This window comes from Halomonas llamarensis (genome assembly GCF_023555005.1).
Taxonomy (GTDB): domain Bacteria; phylum Pseudomonadota; class Gammaproteobacteria; order Pseudomonadales; family Halomonadaceae; genus Vreelandella; species Vreelandella llamarensis.
This window is the reverse complement of sequence record NZ_JAMJPJ010000001.1, coordinates 313,862-335,627: the sequence shown is the minus strand read 5'-3', so window position 1 is coordinate 335,627 and position 21,766 is coordinate 313,862. Positions and strand designations below refer to the sequence as shown.

21 protein-coding genes are annotated in these 21,766 nt (G+C 56.6%); 6 read left to right on the top strand and 15 right to left on the bottom strand.

Annotated elements, in window-relative coordinates:
• Positions 1-99 precede the first annotated feature (99 nt).
• Positions 100-438 (top strand): P-II family nitrogen regulator, encoded by a 339-nt coding sequence (gene glnK / locus M8006_RS01505; protein ID WP_009098335.1) that lies wholly within the window; start codon positions 100-102, stop codon positions 436-438.
• A 143-nt stretch (positions 439-581) separates the two neighbouring features.
• On the opposite strand, the gene M8006_RS01500 is transcribed toward glnK, so the two are convergent.
• Positions 582-1,358, bottom strand: a complete 777-nt coding sequence (locus M8006_RS01500) for a ferredoxin--NADP reductase (RefSeq protein WP_250079321.1) — start codon at positions 1,356-1,358, stop codon at positions 582-584.
• 166 nt (positions 1,359-1,524) lie between these two features.
• Between M8006_RS01500 and M8006_RS01495 the strand changes: the two genes are divergently transcribed.
• Positions 1,525-2,451: a LysR family transcriptional regulator gene (locus M8006_RS01495; RefSeq protein WP_250079319.1), complete on the top strand. Its 927-nt coding sequence runs from the start codon at positions 1,525-1,527 to the stop codon at positions 2,449-2,451.
• On the opposite strand, the gene M8006_RS01490 is transcribed toward M8006_RS01495, so the two are convergent.
• The 3 genes from M8006_RS01490 to M8006_RS01480 form a co-directional block, all read right to left on the bottom strand.
• On the bottom strand, positions 2,448-4,547 hold the full coding sequence (locus tag M8006_RS01490; RefSeq protein ID WP_250079317.1) for a methyl-accepting chemotaxis protein: 2,100 nt from the start codon (positions 4,545-4,547) through the stop codon (positions 2,448-2,450). The genes M8006_RS01495 and M8006_RS01490 overlap by 4 nt on opposite strands.
• A gap of 14 nt (positions 4,548-4,561) precedes the next feature.
• Entirely contained in the window at positions 4,562-6,409 is a 1,848-nt protein-coding gene (locus M8006_RS01485) for a methyl-accepting chemotaxis protein (protein ID WP_250079315.1), read from the bottom strand.
• A gap of 123 nt (positions 6,410-6,532) precedes the next feature.
• Entirely contained in the window at positions 6,533-6,964 is a 432-nt protein-coding gene (locus M8006_RS01480; protein WP_250079313.1) for a host attachment protein, read from the bottom strand.
• A 179-nt stretch (positions 6,965-7,143) separates the two neighbouring features.
• Between M8006_RS01480 and M8006_RS01475 the strand changes: the two genes are divergently transcribed.
• Positions 7,144-8,625, top strand: a complete 1,482-nt coding sequence (locus M8006_RS01475; RefSeq protein ID WP_250079311.1) for a sensor domain-containing diguanylate cyclase — start codon at positions 7,144-7,146, stop codon at positions 8,623-8,625.
• Positions 8,626-8,658: 33 nt separating this feature from the next.
• On the opposite strand, the gene phnE (M8006_RS01470) is transcribed toward M8006_RS01475, so the two are convergent.
• From phnE (M8006_RS01470) to phnD, 4 genes are read right to left on the bottom strand one after another with little or no spacing between them, the layout of a single operon-like run.
• Positions 8,659-9,468: a phosphonate ABC transporter, permease protein PhnE gene (phnE, locus tag M8006_RS01470; RefSeq protein ID WP_250079309.1), complete on the bottom strand. Its 810-nt coding sequence runs from the start codon at positions 9,466-9,468 to the stop codon at positions 8,659-8,661.
• Positions 9,462-10,274: a phosphonate ABC transporter, permease protein PhnE gene (phnE, locus tag M8006_RS01465; protein ID WP_250079308.1), complete on the bottom strand. Its 813-nt coding sequence runs from the start codon at positions 10,272-10,274 to the stop codon at positions 9,462-9,464. Before phnE (M8006_RS01465) ends, phnE (M8006_RS01470) begins: the two co-directional genes overlap by 7 nt.
• A complete protein-coding gene (gene phnC / locus M8006_RS01460; RefSeq protein ID WP_250079306.1) occupies positions 10,261-11,058 on the bottom strand; it encodes a phosphonate ABC transporter ATP-binding protein in 798 nt (265 codons plus the stop codon). The genes phnE (M8006_RS01465) and phnC overlap by 14 nt, the downstream gene beginning before the upstream one ends.
• A 57-nt stretch (positions 11,059-11,115) precedes the next feature.
• Positions 11,116-12,102: a phosphate/phosphite/phosphonate ABC transporter substrate-binding protein gene (gene phnD / locus M8006_RS01455; protein WP_250079304.1), complete on the bottom strand. Its 987-nt coding sequence runs from the start codon at positions 12,100-12,102 to the stop codon at positions 11,116-11,118.
• A gap of 152 nt (positions 12,103-12,254) precedes the next feature.
• Here phnD and M8006_RS01450 point away from each other — a divergent pair, with 152 nt between their 5' ends.
• Positions 12,255-12,848 (top strand): histidine phosphatase family protein, encoded by a 594-nt coding sequence (locus M8006_RS01450; RefSeq protein ID WP_250079302.1) that lies wholly within the window; start codon positions 12,255-12,257, stop codon positions 12,846-12,848.
• Positions 12,849-13,025: 177 nt separating this feature from the next.
• Here M8006_RS01450 and M8006_RS01445 read toward each other — a convergent pair whose 3' ends face one another.
• The 6 genes from M8006_RS01445 to hemE all read right to left on the bottom strand — a co-directional run bounded on the left by M8006_RS01445 (position 13,026) and on the right by hemE (position 19,413).
• Positions 13,026-13,787, bottom strand: coding sequence for an amino acid ABC transporter ATP-binding protein (locus M8006_RS01445; protein ID WP_284046879.1), 762 nt, complete (start codon positions 13,785-13,787; stop codon positions 13,026-13,028).
• A gap of 48 nt (positions 13,788-13,835) precedes the next feature.
• On the bottom strand, positions 13,836-14,936 hold the full coding sequence (locus M8006_RS01440; protein ID WP_250079300.1) for an amino acid ABC transporter permease: 1,101 nt from the start codon (positions 14,934-14,936) through the stop codon (positions 13,836-13,838).
• A gap of 15 nt (positions 14,937-14,951) precedes the next feature.
• On the bottom strand, positions 14,952-16,145 hold the full coding sequence (locus M8006_RS01435) for an amino acid ABC transporter permease (protein ID WP_250079298.1): 1,194 nt from the start codon (positions 16,143-16,145) through the stop codon (positions 14,952-14,954).
• An 88-nt stretch (positions 16,146-16,233) separates the two neighbouring features.
• On the bottom strand, positions 16,234-17,259 hold the full coding sequence (locus M8006_RS01430; RefSeq protein ID WP_250079296.1) for an amino acid ABC transporter substrate-binding protein: 1,026 nt from the start codon (positions 17,257-17,259) through the stop codon (positions 16,234-16,236).
• A 214-nt stretch (positions 17,260-17,473) separates the two neighbouring features.
• Positions 17,474-18,334, bottom strand: a complete 861-nt coding sequence (gene speE, locus M8006_RS01425) for a polyamine aminopropyltransferase (RefSeq protein WP_250079294.1) — start codon at positions 18,332-18,334, stop codon at positions 17,474-17,476.
• Positions 18,331-19,413, bottom strand: a complete 1,083-nt coding sequence (gene hemE / locus M8006_RS01420) for a uroporphyrinogen decarboxylase (protein WP_250079293.1) — start codon at positions 19,411-19,413, stop codon at positions 18,331-18,333. Before hemE ends, speE begins: the two co-directional genes overlap by 4 nt.
• Before the next feature lie 204 nt (positions 19,414-19,617).
• Between hemE and ribA the strand changes: the two genes are divergently transcribed.
• On the top strand, positions 19,618-20,253 hold the full coding sequence (gene ribA, locus M8006_RS01415) for a GTP cyclohydrolase II (protein ID WP_250079290.1): 636 nt from the start codon (positions 19,618-19,620) through the stop codon (positions 20,251-20,253).
• A gap of 34 nt (positions 20,254-20,287) precedes the next feature.
• Complete coding sequence (gene trhA / locus M8006_RS01410; RefSeq protein WP_250079288.1) at positions 20,288-20,977, top strand: PAQR family membrane homeostasis protein TrhA; 690 nt, start codon at positions 20,288-20,290, stop codon at positions 20,975-20,977.
• Positions 20,978-21,063: 86 nt separating this feature from the next.
• Here the strand turns inward: trhA and M8006_RS01405 are convergent, their stop codons facing one another.
• Positions 21,064-21,687, bottom strand: coding sequence for a glutathione S-transferase family protein (locus M8006_RS01405; RefSeq protein WP_250079286.1), 624 nt, complete (start codon positions 21,685-21,687; stop codon positions 21,064-21,066).
• Positions 21,688-21,766 lie beyond the last annotated feature (79 nt).

Below are 21,766 nucleotides of genomic sequence, written 5' to 3'. Positions count from 1 at the left end.
CCTCTTGGCCTCCCTTCGGGGAGGCTTTTTTATTCTTGCGCAATGGCGGTGTATGCTTGGTAAGTTAACGTGTGACTCACCAGCGCTAGAGGACATTCTATGAAACTGATTTCTGCCATTATCAAGCCGTTCAAGCTTGATGACGTACGCGAATCGCTCTCCGATATCGGGGTGCAAGGTATTACCGTGACGGAAGTGAAAGGCTTTGGCCGCCAAAAAGGCCACACTGAGCTCTACCGTGGCGCCGAGTACGTGGTGGATTTTCTGCCCAAGGTGAAGCTGGAAGTGGCCGTAGACGACGACATGGCCGAGCAGGTAATCGATGCCATTACGCAAGTAGCCAATACCGGTAAAATTGGCGACGGCAAAATCTTTGTCATGCCGCTTGAGCAGGTGATCCGCATTCGTACCGGCGAAACGGGCAAAGACGCGGTGTAGTAGGGGTGGCCGGTTGTCCTTCGACAAGCTCAGGATGACCGGCAACAGGTTGCGCTTACGTAAGACCGACGAAACCGTTCGCTCTGAGCCTGTCGAAGAGCAGGTGATTCTGTTTTTCCTCTTACTTTATTTTTCCACTGACACTATTTTTCCACGAAAGCGCGCTCGATGACGTAATCGCCGGGCTCGCCCATGCGCGGGGAGATATTCAGGCCCAGTTCGTCGAGCAGGGCGCTGGTGTCGTCAAGCATGGCGGGGCTACCGCAGATCATCGCGCGATCCTGGCGTGGGTCGATGGGCGGAAGGCCAGTGTCTTCAAATAACTTGCCGGTGCGAATATGGTCGGTGAGGCGGCCCATGGTGTGGAAATCTTCACGCGTGACCGTGGGATAGTAAACGAGCTTCTCGGCGATTTCTTCGCCCAGGTACTCGTGTGCTGGCAGCTCGTTGGTGATGAAATCAGCGTAAGCCAGCTCAGAGACAGCGCGTACGCCGTGTACCAGCACCACGTTTTCGAAGCGTTCGTACACTTCCGGGTCTTGAATCAGGCTTAAAAATGGCGCCAAGCCCGTGCCGGTGGAGAGCATGTAGAGATTGCGCCCCGGCAGCAAGTCGTCGGTCACCAGCGTGCCAGTGGGCTTGCGGCTGACCATGATTTGATCGCCCACTTTTAAGTGCTGTAAACGCGAGGTGAGTGGGCCATCCGGTACTTTGATGCTGAAAAACTCCAGATGGTCTTCATAGTTGGGGCTGGCGATGGAGTAAGCGCGCATTAAGGGTTTGCCGTTGACTTCCAGGCCAATCATCACAAACTGGCCGTTTTTAAAGCGCAGGCTGCGCTCACGCGTGGTGCGAAAGCTAAATAGTGTGTCGTTCCAGTGGTGAACACTGAGCACTTCTTCCAAGGCAAATTTGCTCATAATGGCTGGCTCCTCATGCAGGCCGCGCTAACGCATCGGCTTAATATGCTTAAAAAGAATAAAAAATAGATTAAGTGTTGCTGCCAAGTCTAAGAAAGCGTGGTATATCTGTTAAGCGAATTATATTGATAACGTTTATCTATTATATAGATATGGGTCAGGCTTTATGCATTTTACCTTGCGCCAGCTGGAAGTTTTTGTGGCAGTGGCACAGCACGAAAGCGTCTCCCATGCGGCAAAGGCGTTGTCACTCTCACAATCCGCCGCAAGCACGGCACTGGCTGAACTTGAGCGCCAGTTTGATTGCCTGTTGCTGGATCGTCTGGGCAAACGCTTGAAACTCAATGCGCTGGGGTTCCAGTTGCTCCCCAAAGCCGTCGCGCTTCTTGACCGTGCTGAAGAGGTCGAAGAGCTACTGCGCGGCCAGCAAGGTGTGGGCGTGCTGGACGTGGGCGCCACGCTCACTATCGGCAACTACTTGGCGACACTGCTGATTAGCGACTTCATGCAGCGCTACCCAGGGAGCCGGGCGCGGTTGGCGGTGCGTAATACCCGCCATATCATCGAGGGGGTGCGCCAGCACACGCTTGATGTCGGCCTGATCGAAGGGCTATGTGACGATGAGCGGATTATCAGCCAGCCGTGGGTCGAAGACGAGCTGTGCGTGTTCTGCTCACCGCGTCATCCGCTTGCCGGGCGAGAGCATTTAGAGCTTGATGAGTTGCTGCGTGAGGATTGGATTATGCGCGAGGAAGGCTCCGGCACACGACTGACGTTGGAGCAGGCCGCCCGCCATCGCCGTGGGCGTTTTAACACCTTGCTTGAGCTTGAGCATACTGAAGGGATTAAGCGGGCGGTGGAGTCTGGCTTGGGAATTGGCTGCATCTCCCGGCTTGCGCTGCGCGACGCCTTCCGGCGCGGTAGCCTGGTACCGCTACCCACGCCGGAGCTTGATCTAAAGCGCCAGTTCACCTTCATTTGGCACCGGCAAAAGTACCTCACTACCGGGGTGCGCGAGTTTTTGCGCTTGTGCCGCGAAATGACCGCGGGCGCCAAGCGCAGCGATGATATTACACTGCCGCCAATTCCCTAGCGGCGCGTTTCAGGCGCGGGTAACGCTGAGCCCTGGCGGCCTGATTCCAACGTAAACCCATCGACCAGCTCGGCAAGGTGGTCGGCTTGGCCTTTTAACTGCTCGGCAGCGGTAGTGGACTCTTCTACTAGAGAAGCGTTCTGCTGAGTCATTTGGTCCAAGTCGCTCACCGCAATGCTCACCTGGCTGATGCCATCGTTTTGCTCTTTGGCTGCCGTGCTGATGTCGCCTAACATTTGCGTTACCCGCGTCACGCTTTGTGCAAGTTCACGCATGGCCGCTTCGGCGTCGCGCACCATTTTGGTACCGCTTTCTACCTTACCTGCTGAGGCTTCGATGCGTTGGCGAATATCTTTGGCAGCCTCGCTGCTGCGTGAGGCCAACTTGCGTACCTCATCGGCAACCACTGCAAAGCCTCGACCGTGCTCACCTGCCCGGGCGGCCTCCACCGAGGCGTTCAGGGCGAGCAGATTGGTTTGAAAGGCGATACCGTCAATCACGGAGACAATACTGTGAATCTCCTCGGAAGTGGCTTGAATATCATCCATGGTGGCCACCACCTGCTCAAAGGCGCTATCGGTTCGGGTCGCCAGCTGCGAAGCCCCTTGAGAGAGCCCGCTAGCTTCTTCAGAAGCGTGAGTGGTGTGGCTGACGGTGCTGCTGATCTCCTCCATGGCAGAAGAGGTTTGTTGCAGGCTGGCCGCGGCTTGCTCAGTACGACGTGAAAGGTCGTGTCCCCCTTGGGTGATCTCGCTAGCCGCATGGTTGACCGCTTCGCTGCTGTGGCGAACATCCAGCAGAATGGTCTGGATTTTTTCGGCAAACGCATTGAACTGCCGTGCTACCGCTGCGCTCTCGTCGCGGCCGTGTACCGGCAAGCGTTGGGTAAGGTCCCCGTGACCCGAAGCGATCTCTTGCATACGGCTGGCGAGACGTTTGAGCGGGTAGGCAATACGCCCGCCTATCCACCATAACGCCAGTAGCCCTAGCGCGGCGACGATGAGGCCCACCAGGGTCATGCCCATCGCATCGTGCCGACGCTGCTCGCCCAGCACGTTTTGCAGGGCGTTAATGTCGGCGAGCACGGCCTCTTCGGGCAGCTGTACCATTAATACCCAAGGCAATTCGCTGTCGCCGATAGTGATCGGCTGATAGCGCTCGATCATGCCGTCGTGCGTCCCGCTTTGCAGGCGTTGCTGCTGAGCCGCAGTGGTCACGCGCTTCAATATATCATCGTCAAGCACCGTCTCGGCGTGCTCGCCCAGCGTCTCCGTGCTTTGGGTATCTGCGACTAGACCGCCTCGGCCGGCCACCAGTGTCATCCGGCCAGCGCCGTCATATAGCGACTGGTTGGCGTCCTCAAGAAGTTGTTGGATGAAGTTGAGCGACAGATCCACGCCTGCTGATCCGCGAAATTCGCCATCCACCACTATCGGCGCGTTGAAGGAGGTCACGAGTAGCGTCTCGCCGTCGTAGTCGTAAGACGCGGGATCGATGATGCAGGGTGCCAGCGTTTCGCGGGGGCACAGATAGTATTCGCCTTCGCGCACGCCGGAAGCCATCAGCGACTGGCTTTCCATGGTGTCGCCCAGCGGCAATACCGCTAGCTCGCCGTCGTCGGTGCGGTACCACCAGGGCATGAAGCGCCCGCTACCATCGTGGCCGTAGCGCTCATTACCGGCGAAGCGGTCATCGTTGCCGAAGGCGTCGGGCTCCCAGCCGATGAAGGCGTCCAGTAGCGCGGGGGTTTGTGCAACGGTGTTGCGCACCATGTTGGAGAGCTGACGGCGGCTCAACCACAGCGCTTTCAGGCCTTCTTCGTCTTCTTGGCCCATCAGCGCATTGGTGTCGGCCAGTTGGGTGGCCAGTGTCATGGCGTTTTCCAGCTCGCGCTGAATGCGCTCGCCTTCCGCGCTGGCGACCGCATTCAGGCGCGCACCCAGGGCGCTTTCCAACAGCTCACTGGTGTGCTGTTCCACGGTTTGCTGGGTGCGCGAGGTGGCGATCAGATTGTAAGCCACCAAGACCACGACAATCGCCAGCAAGCAGGGGCCGGCCAGGGCGATGACGAAGGTACGTAACGAACGAAAGTGCATTAATGATCTCCCCATCAGTACGCTTTAGGGGCATTGAGTGCTGGCGCGGCAGCGCTCTCCGATAGCCTAAAGCGGCTGATGGCACCGGTGAGGTGATCGGCTTGATCTTTAAGCTGCTCGGCCGCAGTGGTCGATTCCTCCACCATGGCGGCGTTTTCCTGCGTCATCCGGTCAAGCTCGGCCACCGCCACGTTTACCTGGCTGATACCGTCGCTTTGCTCGCTGGCAGCGGAGGTGATTTCACCCAACACGTCGGTGACGCGGGTAATGTGATTGACGATGTCGTCCATGGTTTCGCCGGCGCTATGCACCAGCTTGGTGCCATATTGGACCTTGCCTTGGGAGTCTTCGATCAGGTTTTTGATGTCGTTGGCGGCGTCATTACTGCGCTGGGCCAGCTTGCGGACTTCTGCCGCCACTACGGCGAACCCACGGCCGTGCTCACCGGCGCGTGCGGCCTCTACGGAGGCGTTGAGCGCCAACAGGTTGGTCTGGAAAGCGATGTTGTTCATCAGTGTAACGATATCGCCAATTTTGCCCGAGGATTCGGCGATATCTTCCATCGTCGACGTGACCTGTGACACCGCTTCACCGCCACGACCCGCCACGTCCGACGCCGCCTGTGATAGCTGGTTGGCTTCCTGGGCAGACGACGAGGTGTGCTCGACCGTGCTGGTAATTTCCTCCATTGAGGCGGAGGTTTGTTGCAGGCTGGACGCGGTATTTTCGGTACGGCGTGATAAATCCTGGCCGCCGTTAGCGATTTCCGTCGCCGCGTTGTGAACCGCTTCACTACTGGAACGAACATCCAACAGTACGGCGTCCATGATGGCGACAAAACGGTTAAACGCTGCCGCGATATGGGTGACTTCGTCGTTACCTTCTTCCGGCAGACGCTGGGTTAAGTCGCCCTCGCCTGAGGCAATGTCGTTCATGGCATCGCGCGCAGAAAGTAAACGCCGTAGCAGCAGCTTGAGCAGCAGGCTCAGCACGATAGCTGTTAAAACAGCGACAATGACGAGCGTTAGCGTGGAGGTAGTGGCGATAGCGCGCAGGCCCGCCGTGGCCTCGTATTCATCAAGTGCCACGATTAACTGCCAGCCGCTGTCACCGCCAATGTGGCTACCCAACAGGCGTTTATCGCTGCCCTGAAGCGTCATGGGCGTCGGTTGGTTGGCTTTTGTAATGGCGCGCAGTTTTTCCGGCGTTAAGGCGCTACTGATGACGTTGGCGCGTTCTAAGGTGAGGTTCGCATCGGGGTGGGCCACCAGGGTGCCATCGGCGGTGGTCAAAAAGGCGAAGCTGGAATCCGTCGGGGCGATGTTGGCGACGATCTCAATCACGGCGTTAATGGTGATATCGGCGCCAATCACGGCGGTGAGTTCGCCGTCTGCATAGTAGGGCCTGGCAAAAGTGATCACGAGATCGCCGGTCTGTGCATCGACATACGGCGCGGTAACGATGGTGTCCCGCTCGGAAACGGCGGCTTTGTACCACGGGCGCTCGCGCGGGTCGAAGTTACTGGGAGGCTGCCAGTCGTTAAAAAAGATCGTCTCGCCTGTATCGGCGTAGCCAATATAAGTGGCCATAAAGTCGCCGGAGGCGGTGAGCTGGCGCAGGGCGGCGCTTGGATCGTCGCTCTGTGCTGCTTCATCCATGCTTTTAAGCATCGAGCGGCGGGCATCAAACCACTCGTTAAGTGCTTGAGTGTTGCCGTTTACGACCGCGTTGAGGTTGCGGCTAATTTGGGCGTTGTTGTGGTGCTTTACCGTGGCGTAGCTAACGAGGCCGTTGGCGATAAGCGCAATAGCGACCGCCGCTAGAGCAGCGAGCAGGATGCGGACTCTTAGGGATGCAAACATGGTAGCTCTCAAAATCAGGAAACATGAAAACGCTGCGCGGGTGCCACGCAGCGTTGACGTAAGTTGCCTATATCGGCAGAGATACCTCGTTCTTTAGTTGTAAGCGAAAAACGATTTATATGACTAACGCAGATCGCTAACCGCTTCTTGAATATTCGCAAGCGATGCTTTGGTTAAGTCTTTTGACAGCGTGTGAATGATGAGCTTTTGTGTGGTGGCATCGATTTTTTCACGCAATAGACCTAAGAACTTGGGCGGGGCAACCAAAATAAGTTTGTGGATCTGGTTTGCTGTGCGTGCAGTGTAAAGACGTTGGGCGACCTCCTTGGCGAATAACTCGTTTTCATGCTGTGAAGCGCTACCTTCTTCACCAGAGGAGCGTGAGGTGGTGGACATGGATTCGTGGACATCCGCACCGCGACCATCGGTGATTAAATCGCCTTCGTGTAAGCGTCCTTCTGCGTGGACTAAACTCTCTTTTTCTTCTAGCGTTAGTGTGTCGCGGGTAAAAATGCGCGCTCGTGCGGCGTCGGCTACCACGATATAGGTTGTCATCGTACGCGTGCTCCTTCTCTTCGCTGGTGCTTACCGCTGGCTTATTTCGCCATGGCAAGGGTCTCTTTCACCATGGCAAGCGTTAGCCATTTGGTCAAACGCGAGCGAGCAGCACTAATGCAAATTAACCGTACTGTGCTAGGCTCAATGCGTTCAACAATGCTGAGATGCGTCTGACTATGCCTGCTCCCCTTACTCCCGATGTCCCGCGTCTACTCAATGCGCTCGCTACCGGTAGCGCGGCGCTAGTGCAACGGCGTTTTTGGAGCAATGGCGTTAATCAGCTGTTGGAAGCGCTGGGAGAGGCCTCGGGCGTGAGTCGCGTATGGATTTTTCAGTTGCTAGAGCAAGCACCAAGTGGGCTATTGCAGGATTACGTGTTCGAGTGGGCGGCCACCTCTGACTACCGTCAGTTGACGCAAAAGCGTTTTCGCTTTTTTACCATGGCGATTGATGATCCTGAGTACGCCGATATGGTCACGCGCCGGGCGCGCGGTGATGCCCACACTTGCATTGTGTCTCAACTGCCAAACGGCTCATTGCGTGAGAACTTAGAGAGCCAGCGAATTCGCTCAATGGTGACGGTGCCCATTATGGTCAACGGCCAGTGGTGGGGTACGCTCGGGTTTGACGATTGTGAGCGCGAGGTAGACTGGGAAGGCCCCGGGCTGCAAGCATTGGCCATTGCTGCGGAGTTGATTGCTTCAGCGATTTACCGCCACCAGCTCAATAGCCGCAAGCGGCAGGTTGATTTGCTCCAACGTGTTGCTGCTTGCGGTGCCTGGGAGATTAACCCCGCCAGTGGTGCCACCTGGTGCTCTTCGGGACTGTTAGCCACCCTGGGTTACCCGCCGGATTATGCCCGCCTGCCACTACGGCGGCTTTTAGCGCATATCGTGCCGGAAGATCGCCGCAAACTATGGGCGCTTTTGCGTCACTGCTGTGGCGTGTGTAACGGCAGTTGCCGTTTAGATGTGCGCTTGATCGATCAGCAAGGAGACACCCGTTGGCACGAACTGGTGCTTGAAGCCAATTACGTCTCCGGTGGACGGCTCGCGGGTATAGCTGGCTTGGCGATTGATATTTCGCAGCGCAAACAAGTCGAAGTGCAGGCACAAACCGAGGCCGAGTTTGATGAACTGACCGGCGTGTATAACCGCCGCGGCATGGTGCGCTATATTCGTGAGCTGCTAAATAGTGGGAAGTGCCAGCGCCCGTATTTACTGCTGTTGGACATTGACCACTTCAAACATATTAACGACCGCTACGGTCACCCGGCCGGAGATGCCTTGCTCAAGACTCTGGCGATGCGTCTTGCCGCAGAGTTACGCCCCGATGACTGCCTGGTGCGCTTAGGCGGGGAAGAGTTTGCCATGGTTGTGGCTGAGCTGGGTGAGGCGCAGGTGCTTCAGCTTGCCGAGCGCTTGCGCTGCTGTATTGCCGACGACCCGTTTGTACTTGATGCGTTGCCCGGCATCGGAGGCACGCTGAGCAACCGCAAGGTCAGCGTGCCGATGACCGTTAGCCTGGGGGTGGCCACCATGATGCCGGGTGGCAATGTCGGGCACTGCCAATCGATGGCAATCGCCCAAGCCGACCAAGCGCTTTATCTTGCCAAAGAGAGTGGTCGCAACTGTGTGGTGGCCTATTGGCAGCGCTAGGTTAAACGCTCGCTTTGGGCAACAAGACGTGGCTTAAAGCACCTTGCTACGCAGCAGACTCGTCACGGCCTCGCCAATCAGTACTAACACGATGATGGCGATCAGGATGGTGGCCACGGTCTGCCAGGCAAAGGTATCAATCGAGCCTTGCAAGATAACCCCAATACCACCCGCGCCTACCAGCCCCAGAACCGTCGATTCGCGAATGTTGATATCCCAGCGCAGAATCACGATGGCAAAAAAGGCAGGCATGACTTGGGGAACCACCGCATAGGCAATTACTTTGGCTTTAGAGGCCCCGGTGGCTTCCATGGCCTCAACCGGGCGCCGGTCAATCTCCTCAATTGCCTCGCCCATCAGCTTGCCGATAAAGCCGATGGAGCGAAATATGATCGCCAGAATACCGGCGAGTACCCCAGGGCCGAAAATCGCCACGAACAGCAGCGCCCAGATAATGGTGTTTACCGAACGGCTGGCGACCAGAATAAAACGCCCAAGCCATAGGCAGGCCCGGTTTGGCGTGGTGTTCTGGGCGGCAATATAGGCCACCGGTAGGGCCAGAAAAATCGTCAGGAAGGTGGCCAGGGTGGCGATATGCACGGTTTCGATCAAGGCGCCAATGATGTTGTTTAAGCCTTCGCCACTGGGCGGCCACATACGGGCGCCAAGCCCGGTAATCTGATTGGGCGCATCCCATACCCAGGGCCAGAAGATATCAATATCGCGCACCGCCCAAAAAACCAGCATCGCGGTGGCGAGAAGCACGGCAAAGCGGATAAGACGCTGTTTGGGGTTATGGCGCTGCCAAACGTGGTCGGCAAGCTGTTGAGCGTGATCTACCATATTTTTTTCCTTACCCAGCCGCTGATGCCTTCGCTGAGCAGAATGACGGCGATAATCACCAGCAAAATGGCAAAGGCGAAATCGTAATCGTAGCGTCCAAAGGCGTTCATCAGCGTGCTGCCAATGCCGCCCGCGCCGACAATCCCGACCACCGCCGAGGCGCGCAGATTACTGTCCAGTTGATACATGGAAAGCCCTACCTGGCGCGGTAGTATCTGCGGAAAGACCGCATAGAACAGTATGGCCCCATAGCCTGCGCCTGCGGCCTTCATGGCCTCTACCTGGCCCCAGTCAATTTCTTCGATCTCTTCGGCGAGCAGTTTGCCGACAAAGCCGATCGAATAGAGGATCAGCGTCAAAATCCCCGCGAGCGGGCCAAACCCGACGGCGGCCACAAAGAGGATCGCCACGATAACCGGATGGAAGCTGCGCGAGATAATAATCACCGCCCGGCCGATGATGTAAATGGGCATCGGGGCGATATTACGCGCCGCCATGACGGCAAAGGGGATCGACAGAAGCACCCCGACCAGGGTGGCCATAATGGCGATTTGAAAGCTTTCTTTGAAGCCCGTTATCAGCAGCTCATAGCGCTCAAGGTTGGGCGGGAAACCACCGCCAAAAATTCGCCCCGCGCGGGGTAGGCCTTCTGCAATCCGTGCCCAGTTGAACGGCAGTGAGCCAAAGGCCCAGACCAGGTAGACGACGCCGACGATGATCAAGCCGTAGCGCAGCAGCGGGTTGGCAATAAACGGCGGCTTTTTCCAGGTGCGGGGTGTCGATGATTGAGCGTCAGGAGGCGTCATGGGCGTGCTCCTCCGCGGGGGTATCGGTGATCGCATCGTCCGGCGCGTCAATCCCGCCGTAGATGGCATCCAAGGCGTCTTTATTGAAGTCGGCAGGCAGACCATCAAAGATCATTTTACCGTGGCGTAAGCCCACGATGCGCTCGGTATAGGTCTTTGCCTGGGCGACGTTGTGAATATTAATCAGCACCGGCAAAGAGAGCTCGCTTGCCAGGCTTTGCAGCAGGACCATAATCTGCTCTGACGTACGCGGGTCGAGGGACGCCGTGGGCTCATCGGCAAGCAGTACGTCAGGCTCCTGCATCAAGGCGCGAACGACGCCGACTCGCTGGCGCTCGCCGCCGGAAAGCTCATCGGCGCGCTTGTTGGCGTAGTGAGCGATGCCGACGCGTTCCATTAGCACAAAGGCACGCTCGATATCGGCCTGGGGGTAGCGGCGTGAAATCGCCTGGTAGAGGTTCACGTAGCCCAATCGTCCGGCCAGCACGTTTTCCATCACGGTTAACCGGTCCAGCAGGTTAAAGCCCTGGAACACCATGCCAATTTTGCGTCGCGCACGGCGTAGTTGCGCCCCTCTCAGGCGTAAAAGCTCATGGCCGTTAAGCTTGATAGAGCCGGAGGTCGGCTCGACGAGGCGATTAATGCACCTCAGCATGGTGCTTTTACCCGCCCCCGACGCGCCTACGATAGCAACAACACTGTTTCCCTCTACCTTGAGGTCAAGCTCTTTTAGCACGGCTTCATCGTGGCCATAGCGTTTGACCAGATTGGTAATTTCCAGCATGTGTTCGTGTCCATCGTCGAGAAAATAACCGCACCGCCAATGGCGGTGCGTTAGATTTTACTCTTCCAGGTTTTCAGGCGTATAGCTCACGCCATTAGCTGCCTGGATTTGACGAATCACCTTCCAGTTGTCTTTGTAATTGATAGGAATGAACTTCTCGACGCCTTCAAACTCTTCACCGAGCTCGGTGCCCGTAAAATCAAAGCTGAAGAAGGCTTCTTCAATTTTGTCCACCAGGTCCGGATGCAGGTCGTGCGCGTAGTTGTACGAAGTGGTGGGGAAGCTGTCGGATTCGTAGATCAGACGCACGTCGTCTTCATCGTACAGGCCCCGCGCGGCCATTCGCTCGACGACTTCTGATGCCACCGGGGCAGCGTCATAGTCTTGAGCCACAACGCCGAGCATGGACTGGTCGTGGCTGCCGGAGTAGATCACTTCGTAATCTTCACCAGGGGTGGCGCCAAGCTCGGGCAGTAACGCGCGAGGGGCTTGGTTGCCCGAGTTGGAGGTCGGGGACGTGTGGGCGACACGCTTGCCCTTGAGGTCTTCTACTTCATGGATATCGGAATCGACATGGGTGAACAGCTGCAGAGTGTAACCAAATCGGCCGTCGTCGGAGCCCATCAGGGCAAACGGTACAGCACCGGCGAGATTCACCGCGAAAGGCGTGGGACCGGTGGAGAACCCGGCGATATGCAGCCGTCCGCTGCGCATGGCTTCAACCTGGGCGGCATTGGACTGCACCGCGAAGAAGCGCACATCGCGCTCGGTGACGTCTTCCAGGTGGTCGATAAAGGGCTGCCAGATATCTGAATAGATGGCCGGGTCTTCTACCGGGGTGTAGGCGAAGATCAGCGTGTCGGGATTGGCCCACTCCGATTCATTGCTGGGGCGGTCTGCCACCATGTTGCCATCTTCGTCACAATAGATATCCGCTAGGTCGCCTCGCTCACATTCAGCGTAGGCGTGGGTGGATAGCAGAGCGAATAGCGATATAGCGGTGAACATTGCAAGCGGGCGCTTGCGGAAGAGCGGCGTTGTCATAGTAAGCCTCGTTGTGCGTTGTTTTTGTGTTGTGTTCCCTCATCGGGATTTTCTACTAAGAAAGCGGGAAATGTTTCATAAGTGGACATTGGGTGTGAAGGATGATTATTTTTGAAAGCTGACACTTTCAATCTAGGGTTTGTGACGAACTTATGTCAAATACTTTACAGTCGCCTTACGACCATTGGCGCAATCGCTATTTATTAATGCGCCATGGCCATAGCCAGGCCAACCAACAGGGCGTGATTGTCAGCTCGCCAGAGCGCGGCGTGGCGGATTTCGGCCTTTCAGCGCTGGGCGAGCAACAGCTTGCCCAGCGGGTGGCCGATTGGCAGTGGCCGACCCCCACTCGCGTCGTGCATTCGGATTTTTTGCGCACGTCGCAAACGGCGGCTCACATTGCCGCCGCGTTTGGACTCACGCCAAGCGTGGAGACGCGCTTGCGAGAACGCTATTTTGGCGAGTTGGAGGGGCAGGGCGATGATCGCTACCCCAGCATATGGGCGTTGGATGCCCAGAACGCAGAGCATCAGCATCACCAGGTCGAAGCGGTGAGCGCGGTGGCAGAGCGTATGTGTGCCGTCATAGACGCTTGGGAGCAGCAGGCCAGCGGAGAAATCATTGTCCTGGTTAGCCACGGCGATCCGCTGCAAATCCTGCTCACGGCACTGGCCGGAAAGCCGCTGAGCCAGCACCGTGAGCAGTCAGCTCTGATCCCCGCCAGTATTACGCAAATAGGTGGTTAGACCTTGTCGTCAGTCGGCGGAAGTCATTAGCGTAGACTTATCGCTTTCCCGTGGTATCGCTTACTTTTGTACATTGTTTTTAACGGCGTGTTTAAACGCCTTATAAGCATTATGGGCCTCAAGCGAGACCCATAATGACGTACTTATCAACAGCTACTTGGTGGCAGGGGTTGTGGGTTAATGCCCCAGAATCTGGCTTAAGAACAACTGAGTGCGTTCGGACTGCGGGTCGTTGAAGAAGGGCTCGGGCGCGTTCTCTTCGATGATTTGCCCCTGGTCCATGAAGATTACCCGGTCAGCCACGGTTTTGGCGAAGCCCATTTCGTGAGTTACACAAATCATGGTCATGCCTTCCTCGGCCAGCTCCACCATGACGTCCAGTACTTCTTTAATCATCTCGGGGTCAAGCGCGGAAGTCGGCTCATCAAATAGCATCACGTCCGGGTGCATGCACAATGAGCGGGCAATCGCCACGCGTTGTTGCTGGCCGCCGGAAAGTTGCCCCGGATACTTGAGTGCCTGCTCGGCAATACGCACTCGCTCAAGGTATTCCATGGCTAATGCTTCGGCCTCTTTGCGCGGCTTTTTTTGTACCCACATCGGCGCGATACAGCAGTTTTCCAGTACCGATAAATGCGGGAATAAGTTGAAGTGCTGAAATACCATGCCGACGCTGCGGCGAATTTGCTCAATACGCTTCACGTCTTGGGTCAGCGGAACACCGCCCACGACGATGTCGCCTTTTTGGTGCGCTTCAAGGTGGTTGATACAGCGAATCAGGGTGGATTTACCCGAGCCTGAGGGGCCGCATACCACGATGCGCTCGCCACGCTTGACCTCAAGGTAGATATCTCGCAGTACGTGGAAATCGCCGAACCACTTATTGACGTTTTGCATCTCGACCATCAAATCGGCGGTATTAGTGGCTGCTTGTGTCATGTTGGAATCCTACTCAAAACCTGGATGTTTAAACGCATAAACGCGACATTACTGCTTATGACCGGTATTTAGCTTGCGCTCTAGGTACTGGCTGTAGCGCGACATGCTGAAACAGAAGGTCCAGAAAACAAACGCGGCAAATACATAGCCTTCTAATGAGAAACCTAGCCAGCGCGAATCAGAAAGCGCCGCTTGCACGATACCCAGCAGATCAAACAGCCCAATGATCATCACCAGCGTGGTGTCTTTAAACAGCGAGATAAACGTATTGACGATACCGGGAATCATCATCTTCAGCGCTTGTGGCATGATGATCAGCCCCATACGCTTCCAATACGTCATCCCCAGCGCCGCCGCCGCTTCATCCTGGCCTTTGGGAATGGCCTGTAAGCCGCCGCGAATTACCTCCGCCATGTAAGCACTTTGGAACAGCGTCAGGCCTATCAGCGCACGAATAAGGCGGTCAATGGTGATTTCGGAGGGTAAAAACAGCGGCAACATTACCGAGGCCATGAACAAGATGGTGATCAGCGGCACGCCGCGCCAGAACTCGATGAAAACCACGCAGAAGGATTTGACGATGGGCATGTTGGAACGTCGCCCAAGCGCCAACACAATACCGATGGGTAGCGCGCCAATCATCCCGACGCTTGCCAGCAGCAGCGTCAGCATTAAGCCGCCCCAGCGGTGAGTGGAAACGCGTGGCAAGTCAAAGTAGCCACCGTGTAAAAGCACATAGGCGATGACCGGGAAGCCTAATAAGGCAAACACGGTCACCCAGCGCTTAAACGGCAAGCGGGGAATGACCATCCAGGCAATAATGCCGGCGAACATGGCGAATACGATGTTGGCACGCCAATACTCCTCGCTGGGGTAGAGGCCATAAATAAACTGGGAAAAACGCGCGTTGATGAATACCCAGCAGGCGCCCACCCGTGAGCAATCTTCACGGCTATCGCCCACCCAGTCGGCATTAATGAAAACCCACTGAATCGTTGGCACCAATAGCAGATACAGAACATACAAGCCTAATAGCGTGAAGATGCTATTGACCGGGCTGTTGAACAGGTTGCCGCGTAGCCAGGCGATGGGGCCAATGGTGCCTTTCGGCGCTGGCTGCTCGGGTATCATGTCTTTGTTGTGAATCATAAAGTCGCCTCCGGCCTAGCGTTCGACCAGCGCAACGCGAGCGTTGAACCAGTTCATGAACATGGACACCAGCAAGCTGATGATTAAATAAACCGCCATGGTCATGGCAATGACTTCGATGGCCTGACCGGTCTGGTTAAGCGTGGTACCGGCGAAAACCGAGACGAGATCGGGATAGCCGATGGCGGTGGCCAGTGACGAGTTTTTAATCAGGTTGAGATATTGGCTGGTAAGCGGCGGAATGATGACCCGCATGGCTTGGGGGATCACCACTAACCGCAGCACTAATTTGCGCGGCAAGCTCAGTGCCTGGGCGGCTTCCGTTTGACCATGGGGAATGGCTTGAATACCCGAGCGCACGATTTCGGCAATAAACGACGCGGTGTAGATAGAAAGCGCCAGCCACAAAGCTAAAAATTCGGGAATGATGGTGATGCCACCGCCAAAATTAAAGCCGCGCAGTACCGGCATTTCCCAGGTAACCGGTACGCCAGTGACGACGAGCACTAGTAGCGGGAAGCCAAAAATAATCACCAACGACATCCAGAAAACCGGCAAGCGCTTGCCGGTGGCTTCATGACGTCGCTTGTTCCACATCACCAGGGCAATGGTGGCGATAATTGCCACGATAAAGGCGGCCGGAATGAGCCCGAATCCCGATTCAAACAGCGGTTCGGGCAGGTATAGCCCGCGCACATTGAGGAAAATGGCTTCGCCAAACGCCATGCTCTCCCTGGCGCTGGGTAAGGTACGCAGCACAGCGAAGTACCAGAAGAAAATCTGCAACAGCAGCGGAATATTACGGAACGTTTCGATGTAAGCATTGGCTAAACGCGCGATGAGCCAATTCGGTGATAACCGCGCGATGCCGACAATAAAACCAATAATCGAGGCAGCTAACACACCCAACCCACCGACCAGCAGTGTATTGAGCAAGCCGATCACGAAGGTGCGGGCGTAGCTGCTTTGGGAGGAGTACTCGACTAACGTTTGACCAATACCAAAGTCGGCTGTGTCATTCAAAAAGCCAAAGCCGGTAGTGATACCGCGGGCATCCAGGTTGGCTTGGGTATTGCCGATAATATAGATCAGGAAAGCCGCGACAACGGCGACTAAAATGAGCTGAAAAATAAGTGCGCGCTTTGCGCGGTCTCGCCAAAACGGCGGCTTGTGGCCGACGGGGCGAGCGTCTTTGGGTCGTACAGACATGGGTGGCGTCTCCGCGATACGCAAGGTCAGTCAGATGGCCCGCCATGCACTTGAATAAGAGCGGCGGGCCGGGGGTCAAGCGAGACGCTTAGCGAATCGGCGGGGCGTACTGGAAGCCACCTTCGTTCCACAACGCGTTAACACCGCGTTCAATTTCCAGCGGCGAGTCCATGCCCACGTTGCGGTTGAAGCTTTCAGCGTAGTTGCCGACTTGGCTTACGATATTGTAGGCCCAGTCAGCCTCAAGGTTCATGCCTTCGCCATAGTTGCCGTCCTGACCCAGTAGACGTGCGATATTGGGGTCTTCGGATGCCAGCATGTCGTCTACGTTATCGCTGTTAACGCCTAATTCTTCGGCGTTAAGCATCGCGAACAGTGACCATTTGACGATGTTGAACCAGGTGTCGTCGCCTTGGCGAACCACCGGACCTAGCGGCTCTTTGGAGATAACATCCGAAAGAATCATAGAAGCTGAGGGGTCGCTAAGCTGAATACGCAGAGCAGCCAGTTGCGATGTATCGGAGGTCAGCACATCACAGCGGCCCGCTTGATAGCCACCCACGGTTTGCTCAGAGGTATCAAAGACGATGGGGTTGAATTCCATGTCGTTGGCACGGAAGTAATCGGCCAGGTTCAGCTCAGTGGTGGTGCCGGACTGGATGCAGATAGACGCGCCGTCTAGCTCATCGGCACTGGTAATCCCCAAGTCGCGCGCGACCATGAAGCCTTGGCCGTCGTAAAAGCTAACGCCAGCGAAATTAAGGCCCAGTGTGGTATCGCGGGTGGTGGTCCAGGTGGTGTTGCGCGAAAGCACGTCAACTTCGCCGGATTGTAGCGCCGTGAAGCGTTCCACCGCGTTTAAAGATATATAGTTAACGGCATTCGCATCGCCCAGCACCGCTGCGGCTACCGCGCGACATACGTCAACGTCTAAGCCCTGCCAGTTGCCTTTATCGTCCGGCGCGGAAAACCCTGGCAAACCATCGCTCACACCACACTGAACGGCGCCTCGCTCCATGGTGTCTTCCAAGGTGTCGGCTTGGGCGGTTGCAGCACCGGCTAACGTAATGGCACCCGTGGAGGCTAGCAGTACGAGGTGTTTTTTGTTCATCATGGTTGTTTCCCTTCTTCGATTTAATGTCGTTATGCATGCAAATGCATGACACTAAAAACTAGCAAGGAATATGCCAAGGAAGATACGTCGCTAAATTCAGCGGTTTTCAACGTAAAATCAGCGATCTTTAGGCACGTTTTGTGGCAAAACGTGCATAAGGTGGCTAAGGGCGCACTTTACTGGTGCATATGTGTGCAGCGCGCCGCTAAATTGATTAAGCGAGCGCGTTGCGCATAAAGGGCGGTAACACGAGTGCGCCACGGTGGGTATCAGGTGTGTAGTACTGCAGCGGCATCTCGTGGTCTGCGGCAGCCTCTTCGCGAAAATAATTCACATCCGTCTCTTTACCGGCAAGCGTTACGCTCCACCAGCCGGACGGATAGACCGGCTGGGGAAACGGCAGCGTGGCGACGCTATTGAAGCCCGCTTCGCGCATGTCGTGGCGTAGCTCGCGGATGATGGTACCGCTATGGTAAAGCGGTGATTCACTTTGTTGTACCATCACGCCGCCGGGAGCGAGGATGCGGTGGCAACGCGTTAAAAAGTCGGTTTTGAACAACCCTTCCGCTGGGCCGACCGGGTCGGTGGAGTCGATGATCAGCACGTCGATGCTCTCATCGGCGGCATCGTCCACCCATTTCACGCCATCGGCAAACAGCAACTCGGCGCGCGAGTCGTTGTTGGAGGCCACCAGCGCTGGGAAGAAGCGTTCAGCCGCTTTGGTGACCTCTTTATCGATGTCGATTTGCGTGACGTGCTCAACGCCTGGGTGGCGTAGCACCTCTTTTAAGGTGCCGCAGTCGCCGCCGCCAATGATCACTACCCGCTTGGGATCCTGATGGGTGAACAACGCCGGATGAGCAATCATTTCGTGGTAGAGAAAGTTGTCGCGATCGGTCAGCATCACGCAGCCATCGAGCACCATCAGGTTGCCGTAGGTGTCGGTGGCGTACACTTCAAGGTGCTGATAGGGGCTTTGCACGTCGAGCAGTTTTTCACTCACTTTGAGTGAAAAGGCGCTGCCATGGCTGTCAAACACTTCGGTAAACCAGACGTCATGCGGTAACGGGTTCATTGGGTCGTGATCTCCCGATGATACTGTGGGCTGAGGTCATGCAGCGCGTCCATAAAGGCGGTAACGTGGTCGGGATTGGTGAACTGGTTGATGCCGTGACCAAGGTTGAACACATGGCCGGGACCAGGGCCGTAGCTCTCCAAAACCCGTGCGACTTCGGCGCGAATGGCGGACGGGCGAGCAAACAGCACATTGGGGTCAAGGTTGCCCTGCAGCGCCACTTTGTGCCCCACGCGGGCGCGGGCGTCGGAAAGCTCTGTCGACCAATCTAGCCCCACGCCGTCTGCGCCTGCACAGGCGATATGCTCAAGCCACTGGCCGCCATTTTTGGTGAACATAATCACCGGCACGCGGCGCCCGTCATGCTCACGAATCAGCCCAGAGACGATTTGCTCCATATAACGCAGCGAAAATTCCAAGTAGGCCGGCGTTGAGAGCGCCCCGCCCCAGGTGTCGAAAATCTGCACGGCTTGCGCGCCGGCGCGAATCTGCGCGTTCAGGTAGTCGGTCACCGCGTGGGCGAGTTTGTCGAGCAGCTGGTGCATGGCATCCGGCGTATCGTAAAGCATGGTTTTGACGTGGCGGAAGTCTTTGCTCGAGCTGCCCTCCACCATGTAGGTGGCGAGTGTCCAGGGGCTGCCGGAGAAGCCGATCAGCGGTACGCTGCCGTTGAGTTCGCGGCGAATGGTCGAGACCGCGTTCATGACATAGTCCAAATCGCGCTCGGCATCGGGCACTTTCAGCGCGTCCACCTCTTCCGGGGTACGCACGGTCTTTTTGAATTTCGGTCCCTCGCCGGTGACGAAGTAGAGCCCTAAATCCATCGCATCGGGAATCGTGAGGATGTCCGAGAACAGAATCGCCGCATCCAGCGGATAGCGCTCAAGCGGCTGCATGGTGACCTCGCAGGCCAGGTCCTGGTTGCGGCACAGGTCCATAAAGCTGCCCGCATCGGCGCGGCTGGCGCGGTACTCCGGCAGGTAGCGGCCGGCCTGGCGCATCATCCACACGGGCGTGCGGTCGACGGGCTGGCGGGCCAGCGCGCGGAGAAAACGATCATTGTGTAGTGCTTGAGGCATAATAAGGACTCTCGGCGTCGAATGGCTCTTAAGATAGGTATACGATGGCACCGATTATAGGGCAGCAGGGCCGCCGGATGATATGCCACGCGCTCATTGGATTAGGCGTTCAGCGCGGCAATTGCTGACGGTTCCTGCTAAAATAAGCAATCATTTTATTAACACGCTTTTCATGTACGGGTGTGCTGATCACCGAGGTAACCTGTGACCATTCGCTTTATTGCCGCTTCCCAGCTGCCCACCGCTTGGGCGACGTTTACCATGCACGGCTTCGAAGACGAGGCGACGGGCAAAGACCACATCGCCTTGACGTTAGGCGATGTGGCTGGCGACCCGCCTGTATTGGGGCGCGTTCACTCTGAGTGTCTAACCGGCGATGCGCTGTTTTCGATGCGCTGTGACTGTGGCTATCAGCTGCAGGAAGCGCTTAAACGCATCGCGGCGGAAGGGCGGGGCGTACTGCTTTATCTGCGCCAGGAAGGCCGCGGGATTGGCCTTTTAAACAAAATCCGCGCCTACCATTTGCAAGATCAAGGCGCCGATACGGTCGAAGCCAACGAGCGATTGGGTTTCGGCGCCGATATGCGCCGTTACGACCTTTGCGTGCCGATGCTCGATCACCTGGGCATTACCGCGCTCAAGCTGATGACCAACAACCCTCGCAAGGTCGATGCCTTAACCCGCGATGGCGTCAGTGTTGTCGAACGTTTGCCGATTACCACCGGGCTGAACCCGCATAACGAACAGTACCTCACCACCAAGGCAGGCAAGCTCGGCCACATGATGGCGTTGGATGATTTCACCCAGGCAAGCGACGTGGATATCGAGCGAAAGGGGTGATTCAGCGGGGGCGTTAGATGAGGAGTGCCCTGTAATGAAGACCGAACGTGAAGCGCCGTCTGAAGAGCAGGGCGAATTTAGCGAGATGGAAGAGCGGTTGCACAGCATTAGCCACGGTATCGGTGCCGTGCTTAGCCTGGTGGGAATGGCGTTACTATTGGTAACGGCGAGCTTAGCGAGTCATGTTGACCCGTGGAAGATCGTCAGTCTGAGTTTGTATGGTACGACGCTGATCCTGTTGTATACCGCCTCAACCCTTTACCACGGCATTCCTCATCGGCGCTGGAAGCGGTACTTTAAGTTACTTGACCACTGCTCGATTTACCTACTCATCGCGGGGACTTACACCCCCTTTCTGCTCGTTAATATGCGCGATACCACAGGGTGGGTGCTGTTTGCGGCAGTGTGGGGGCTGGCGCTGGTGGGCATTGCGGGAAAATTGCTTTGGCCTGAGCGTTTTGCGGTATTACGCGTGGTGATCTACCTGCTTATGGGCTGGATGATCGTACTGGCCTCAGATGAAATGGCGGCCAGTTTATCGTCGACCGGCATCGTCTTGCTGGCCGCCGGGGGCGTCTTCTACACGCTCGGGGTAATCTTCTACGCCGTGCGCGCTATCCCTTTCAATCACGCGATTTGGCATCTGTTTGTGATCGCTGGCAGCGCCTGCCACTACTTTGCGATTTATAGCACCGTTCTGCCCCACACAGCGGTGGCGACTTAGCGTACAGCGACAACTAAGCGTCCAGCGATGACTAAGCGTCCGGCGACAACTAAGCGTCCAGCGATGACTAAGCGTTCGGCGATGATTTAGTGTTCAGCGGCGGCTTTTTCACGATCCATGGCTTTAGCCATCGCCGGGCGCTTGGCATGACGCTCACGGTAGGTGCTAAGCGGCTCCGGTAGGCGGTGTTTCATACCCGACGCCCAAGTTAGCGTATGCGTGAGAAACAGGTCGGCCAAAGTGAAGGTGTCACCGACCAGGTTTTCCTGACCATGGTAGCGCCGCTCCAACACGTTTAACGCGCGCTGAAACTCCCAGGCACAGGTTGGCAAAATGGCCGGAATGCGTTTCTCCTGCGGCAGTGCAAACTTATGTTTCGCTTGTGTCCACAGTGGTTGTTCCAGCTCGGTGACGATAAAACTAAGCCATTGATCGACCTGCGCGCGAATGGAGAGATCGTGGGGTAATAGCGCGCCATCGCCATACTTCTCAGCCAGGTAACGGCAAATAGGCACCGACTCAAATAGCGTGAACTCGCCGTCTTCCAGCACTGGCACCTTGCCGTCGGGGTGGCGTGCCAAGTGCTCGGGCGTCTGCCCTTCACCTTGGTCTAACGCCACGTGCTGGCAGCGGTATTCGACACCGAGCTCCTCAAGCGTCCAAGTGGCGCGTAGCGAGCGGGCATTAGGATAGCTATAGAGCGTAATCATGGTGCCTCCTGCAAGGGGTCTTGAAAGAAAGTTTTGAAAAGAGAGTCTTGAAAAGGGAGTTGAAAGGGTGCCAGGCAGG

Excerpts from the sequence above, each read along its gene's own strand:
- M8006_RS01490 (WP_250079317.1), bottom strand. The coding sequence starts at position 4,547 with ATGCACTTTCGTTCGTTACGTACCTTCGTCATCGCCCTGGCCGGCCCC.
- M8006_RS01480 (WP_250079313.1), bottom strand. The coding sequence starts at position 6,964 with ATGACAACCTATATCGTGGTAGCCGACGCCGCACGAGCGCGCATTTTT.
- phnC (WP_250079306.1), bottom strand. The coding sequence starts at position 11,058 with ATGCTGGAAATTACCAATCTGGTCAAACGCTATGGCCACGATGAAGCC.
- M8006_RS01435 (WP_250079298.1), bottom strand. The coding sequence starts at position 16,145 with ATGTCTGTACGACCCAAAGACGCTCGCCCCGTCGGCCACAAGCCGCCG.
- M8006_RS01485 (WP_250079315.1), bottom strand. The coding sequence starts at position 6,409 with ATGTTTGCATCCCTAAGAGTCCGCATCCTGCTCGCTGCTCTAGCGGCG.
- M8006_RS01430 (WP_250079296.1), bottom strand. The coding sequence starts at position 17,259 with ATGATGAACAAAAAACACCTCGTACTGCTAGCCTCCACGGGTGCCATT.
- M8006_RS01445 (WP_284046879.1), bottom strand. The coding sequence starts at position 13,787 with ATGACACAAGCAGCCACTAATACCGCCGATTTGATGGTCGAGATGCAA.
- M8006_RS01450 (WP_250079302.1), top strand. The coding sequence starts at position 12,255 with ATGTCAAATACTTTACAGTCGCCTTACGACCATTGGCGCAATCGCTAT.
- glnK (WP_009098335.1), top strand. The coding sequence starts at position 100 with ATGAAACTGATTTCTGCCATTATCAAGCCGTTCAAGCTTGATGACGTA.
- phnE (WP_250079309.1), bottom strand. The coding sequence starts at position 9,468 with ATGGTAGATCACGCTCAACAGCTTGCCGACCACGTTTGGCAGCGCCAT.
- M8006_RS01495 (WP_250079319.1), top strand. The coding sequence starts at position 1,525 with ATGCATTTTACCTTGCGCCAGCTGGAAGTTTTTGTGGCAGTGGCACAG.
- trhA (WP_250079288.1), top strand. The coding sequence starts at position 20,288 with ATGAAGACCGAACGTGAAGCGCCGTCTGAAGAGCAGGGCGAATTTAGC.
- M8006_RS01500 (WP_250079321.1), bottom strand. The coding sequence starts at position 1,358 with ATGAGCAAATTTGCCTTGGAAGAAGTGCTCAGTGTTCACCACTGGAAC.
- M8006_RS01405 (WP_250079286.1), bottom strand. The coding sequence starts at position 21,687 with ATGATTACGCTCTATAGCTATCCTAATGCCCGCTCGCTACGCGCCACT.
- M8006_RS01475 (WP_250079311.1), top strand. The coding sequence starts at position 7,144 with ATGCCTGCTCCCCTTACTCCCGATGTCCCGCGTCTACTCAATGCGCTC.
- M8006_RS01440 (WP_250079300.1), bottom strand. The coding sequence starts at position 14,936 with ATGATTCACAACAAAGACATGATACCCGAGCAGCCAGCGCCGAAAGGC.
- hemE (WP_250079293.1), bottom strand. The coding sequence starts at position 19,413 with ATGCCTCAAGCACTACACAATGATCGTTTTCTCCGCGCGCTGGCCCGC.
- phnE (WP_250079308.1), bottom strand. The coding sequence starts at position 10,274 with ATGACGCCTCCTGACGCTCAATCATCGACACCCCGCACCTGGAAAAAG.
- phnD (WP_250079304.1), bottom strand. The coding sequence starts at position 12,102 with ATGACAACGCCGCTCTTCCGCAAGCGCCCGCTTGCAATGTTCACCGCT.
- speE (WP_250079294.1), bottom strand. The coding sequence starts at position 18,334 with ATGAACCCGTTACCGCATGACGTCTGGTTTACCGAAGTGTTTGACAGC.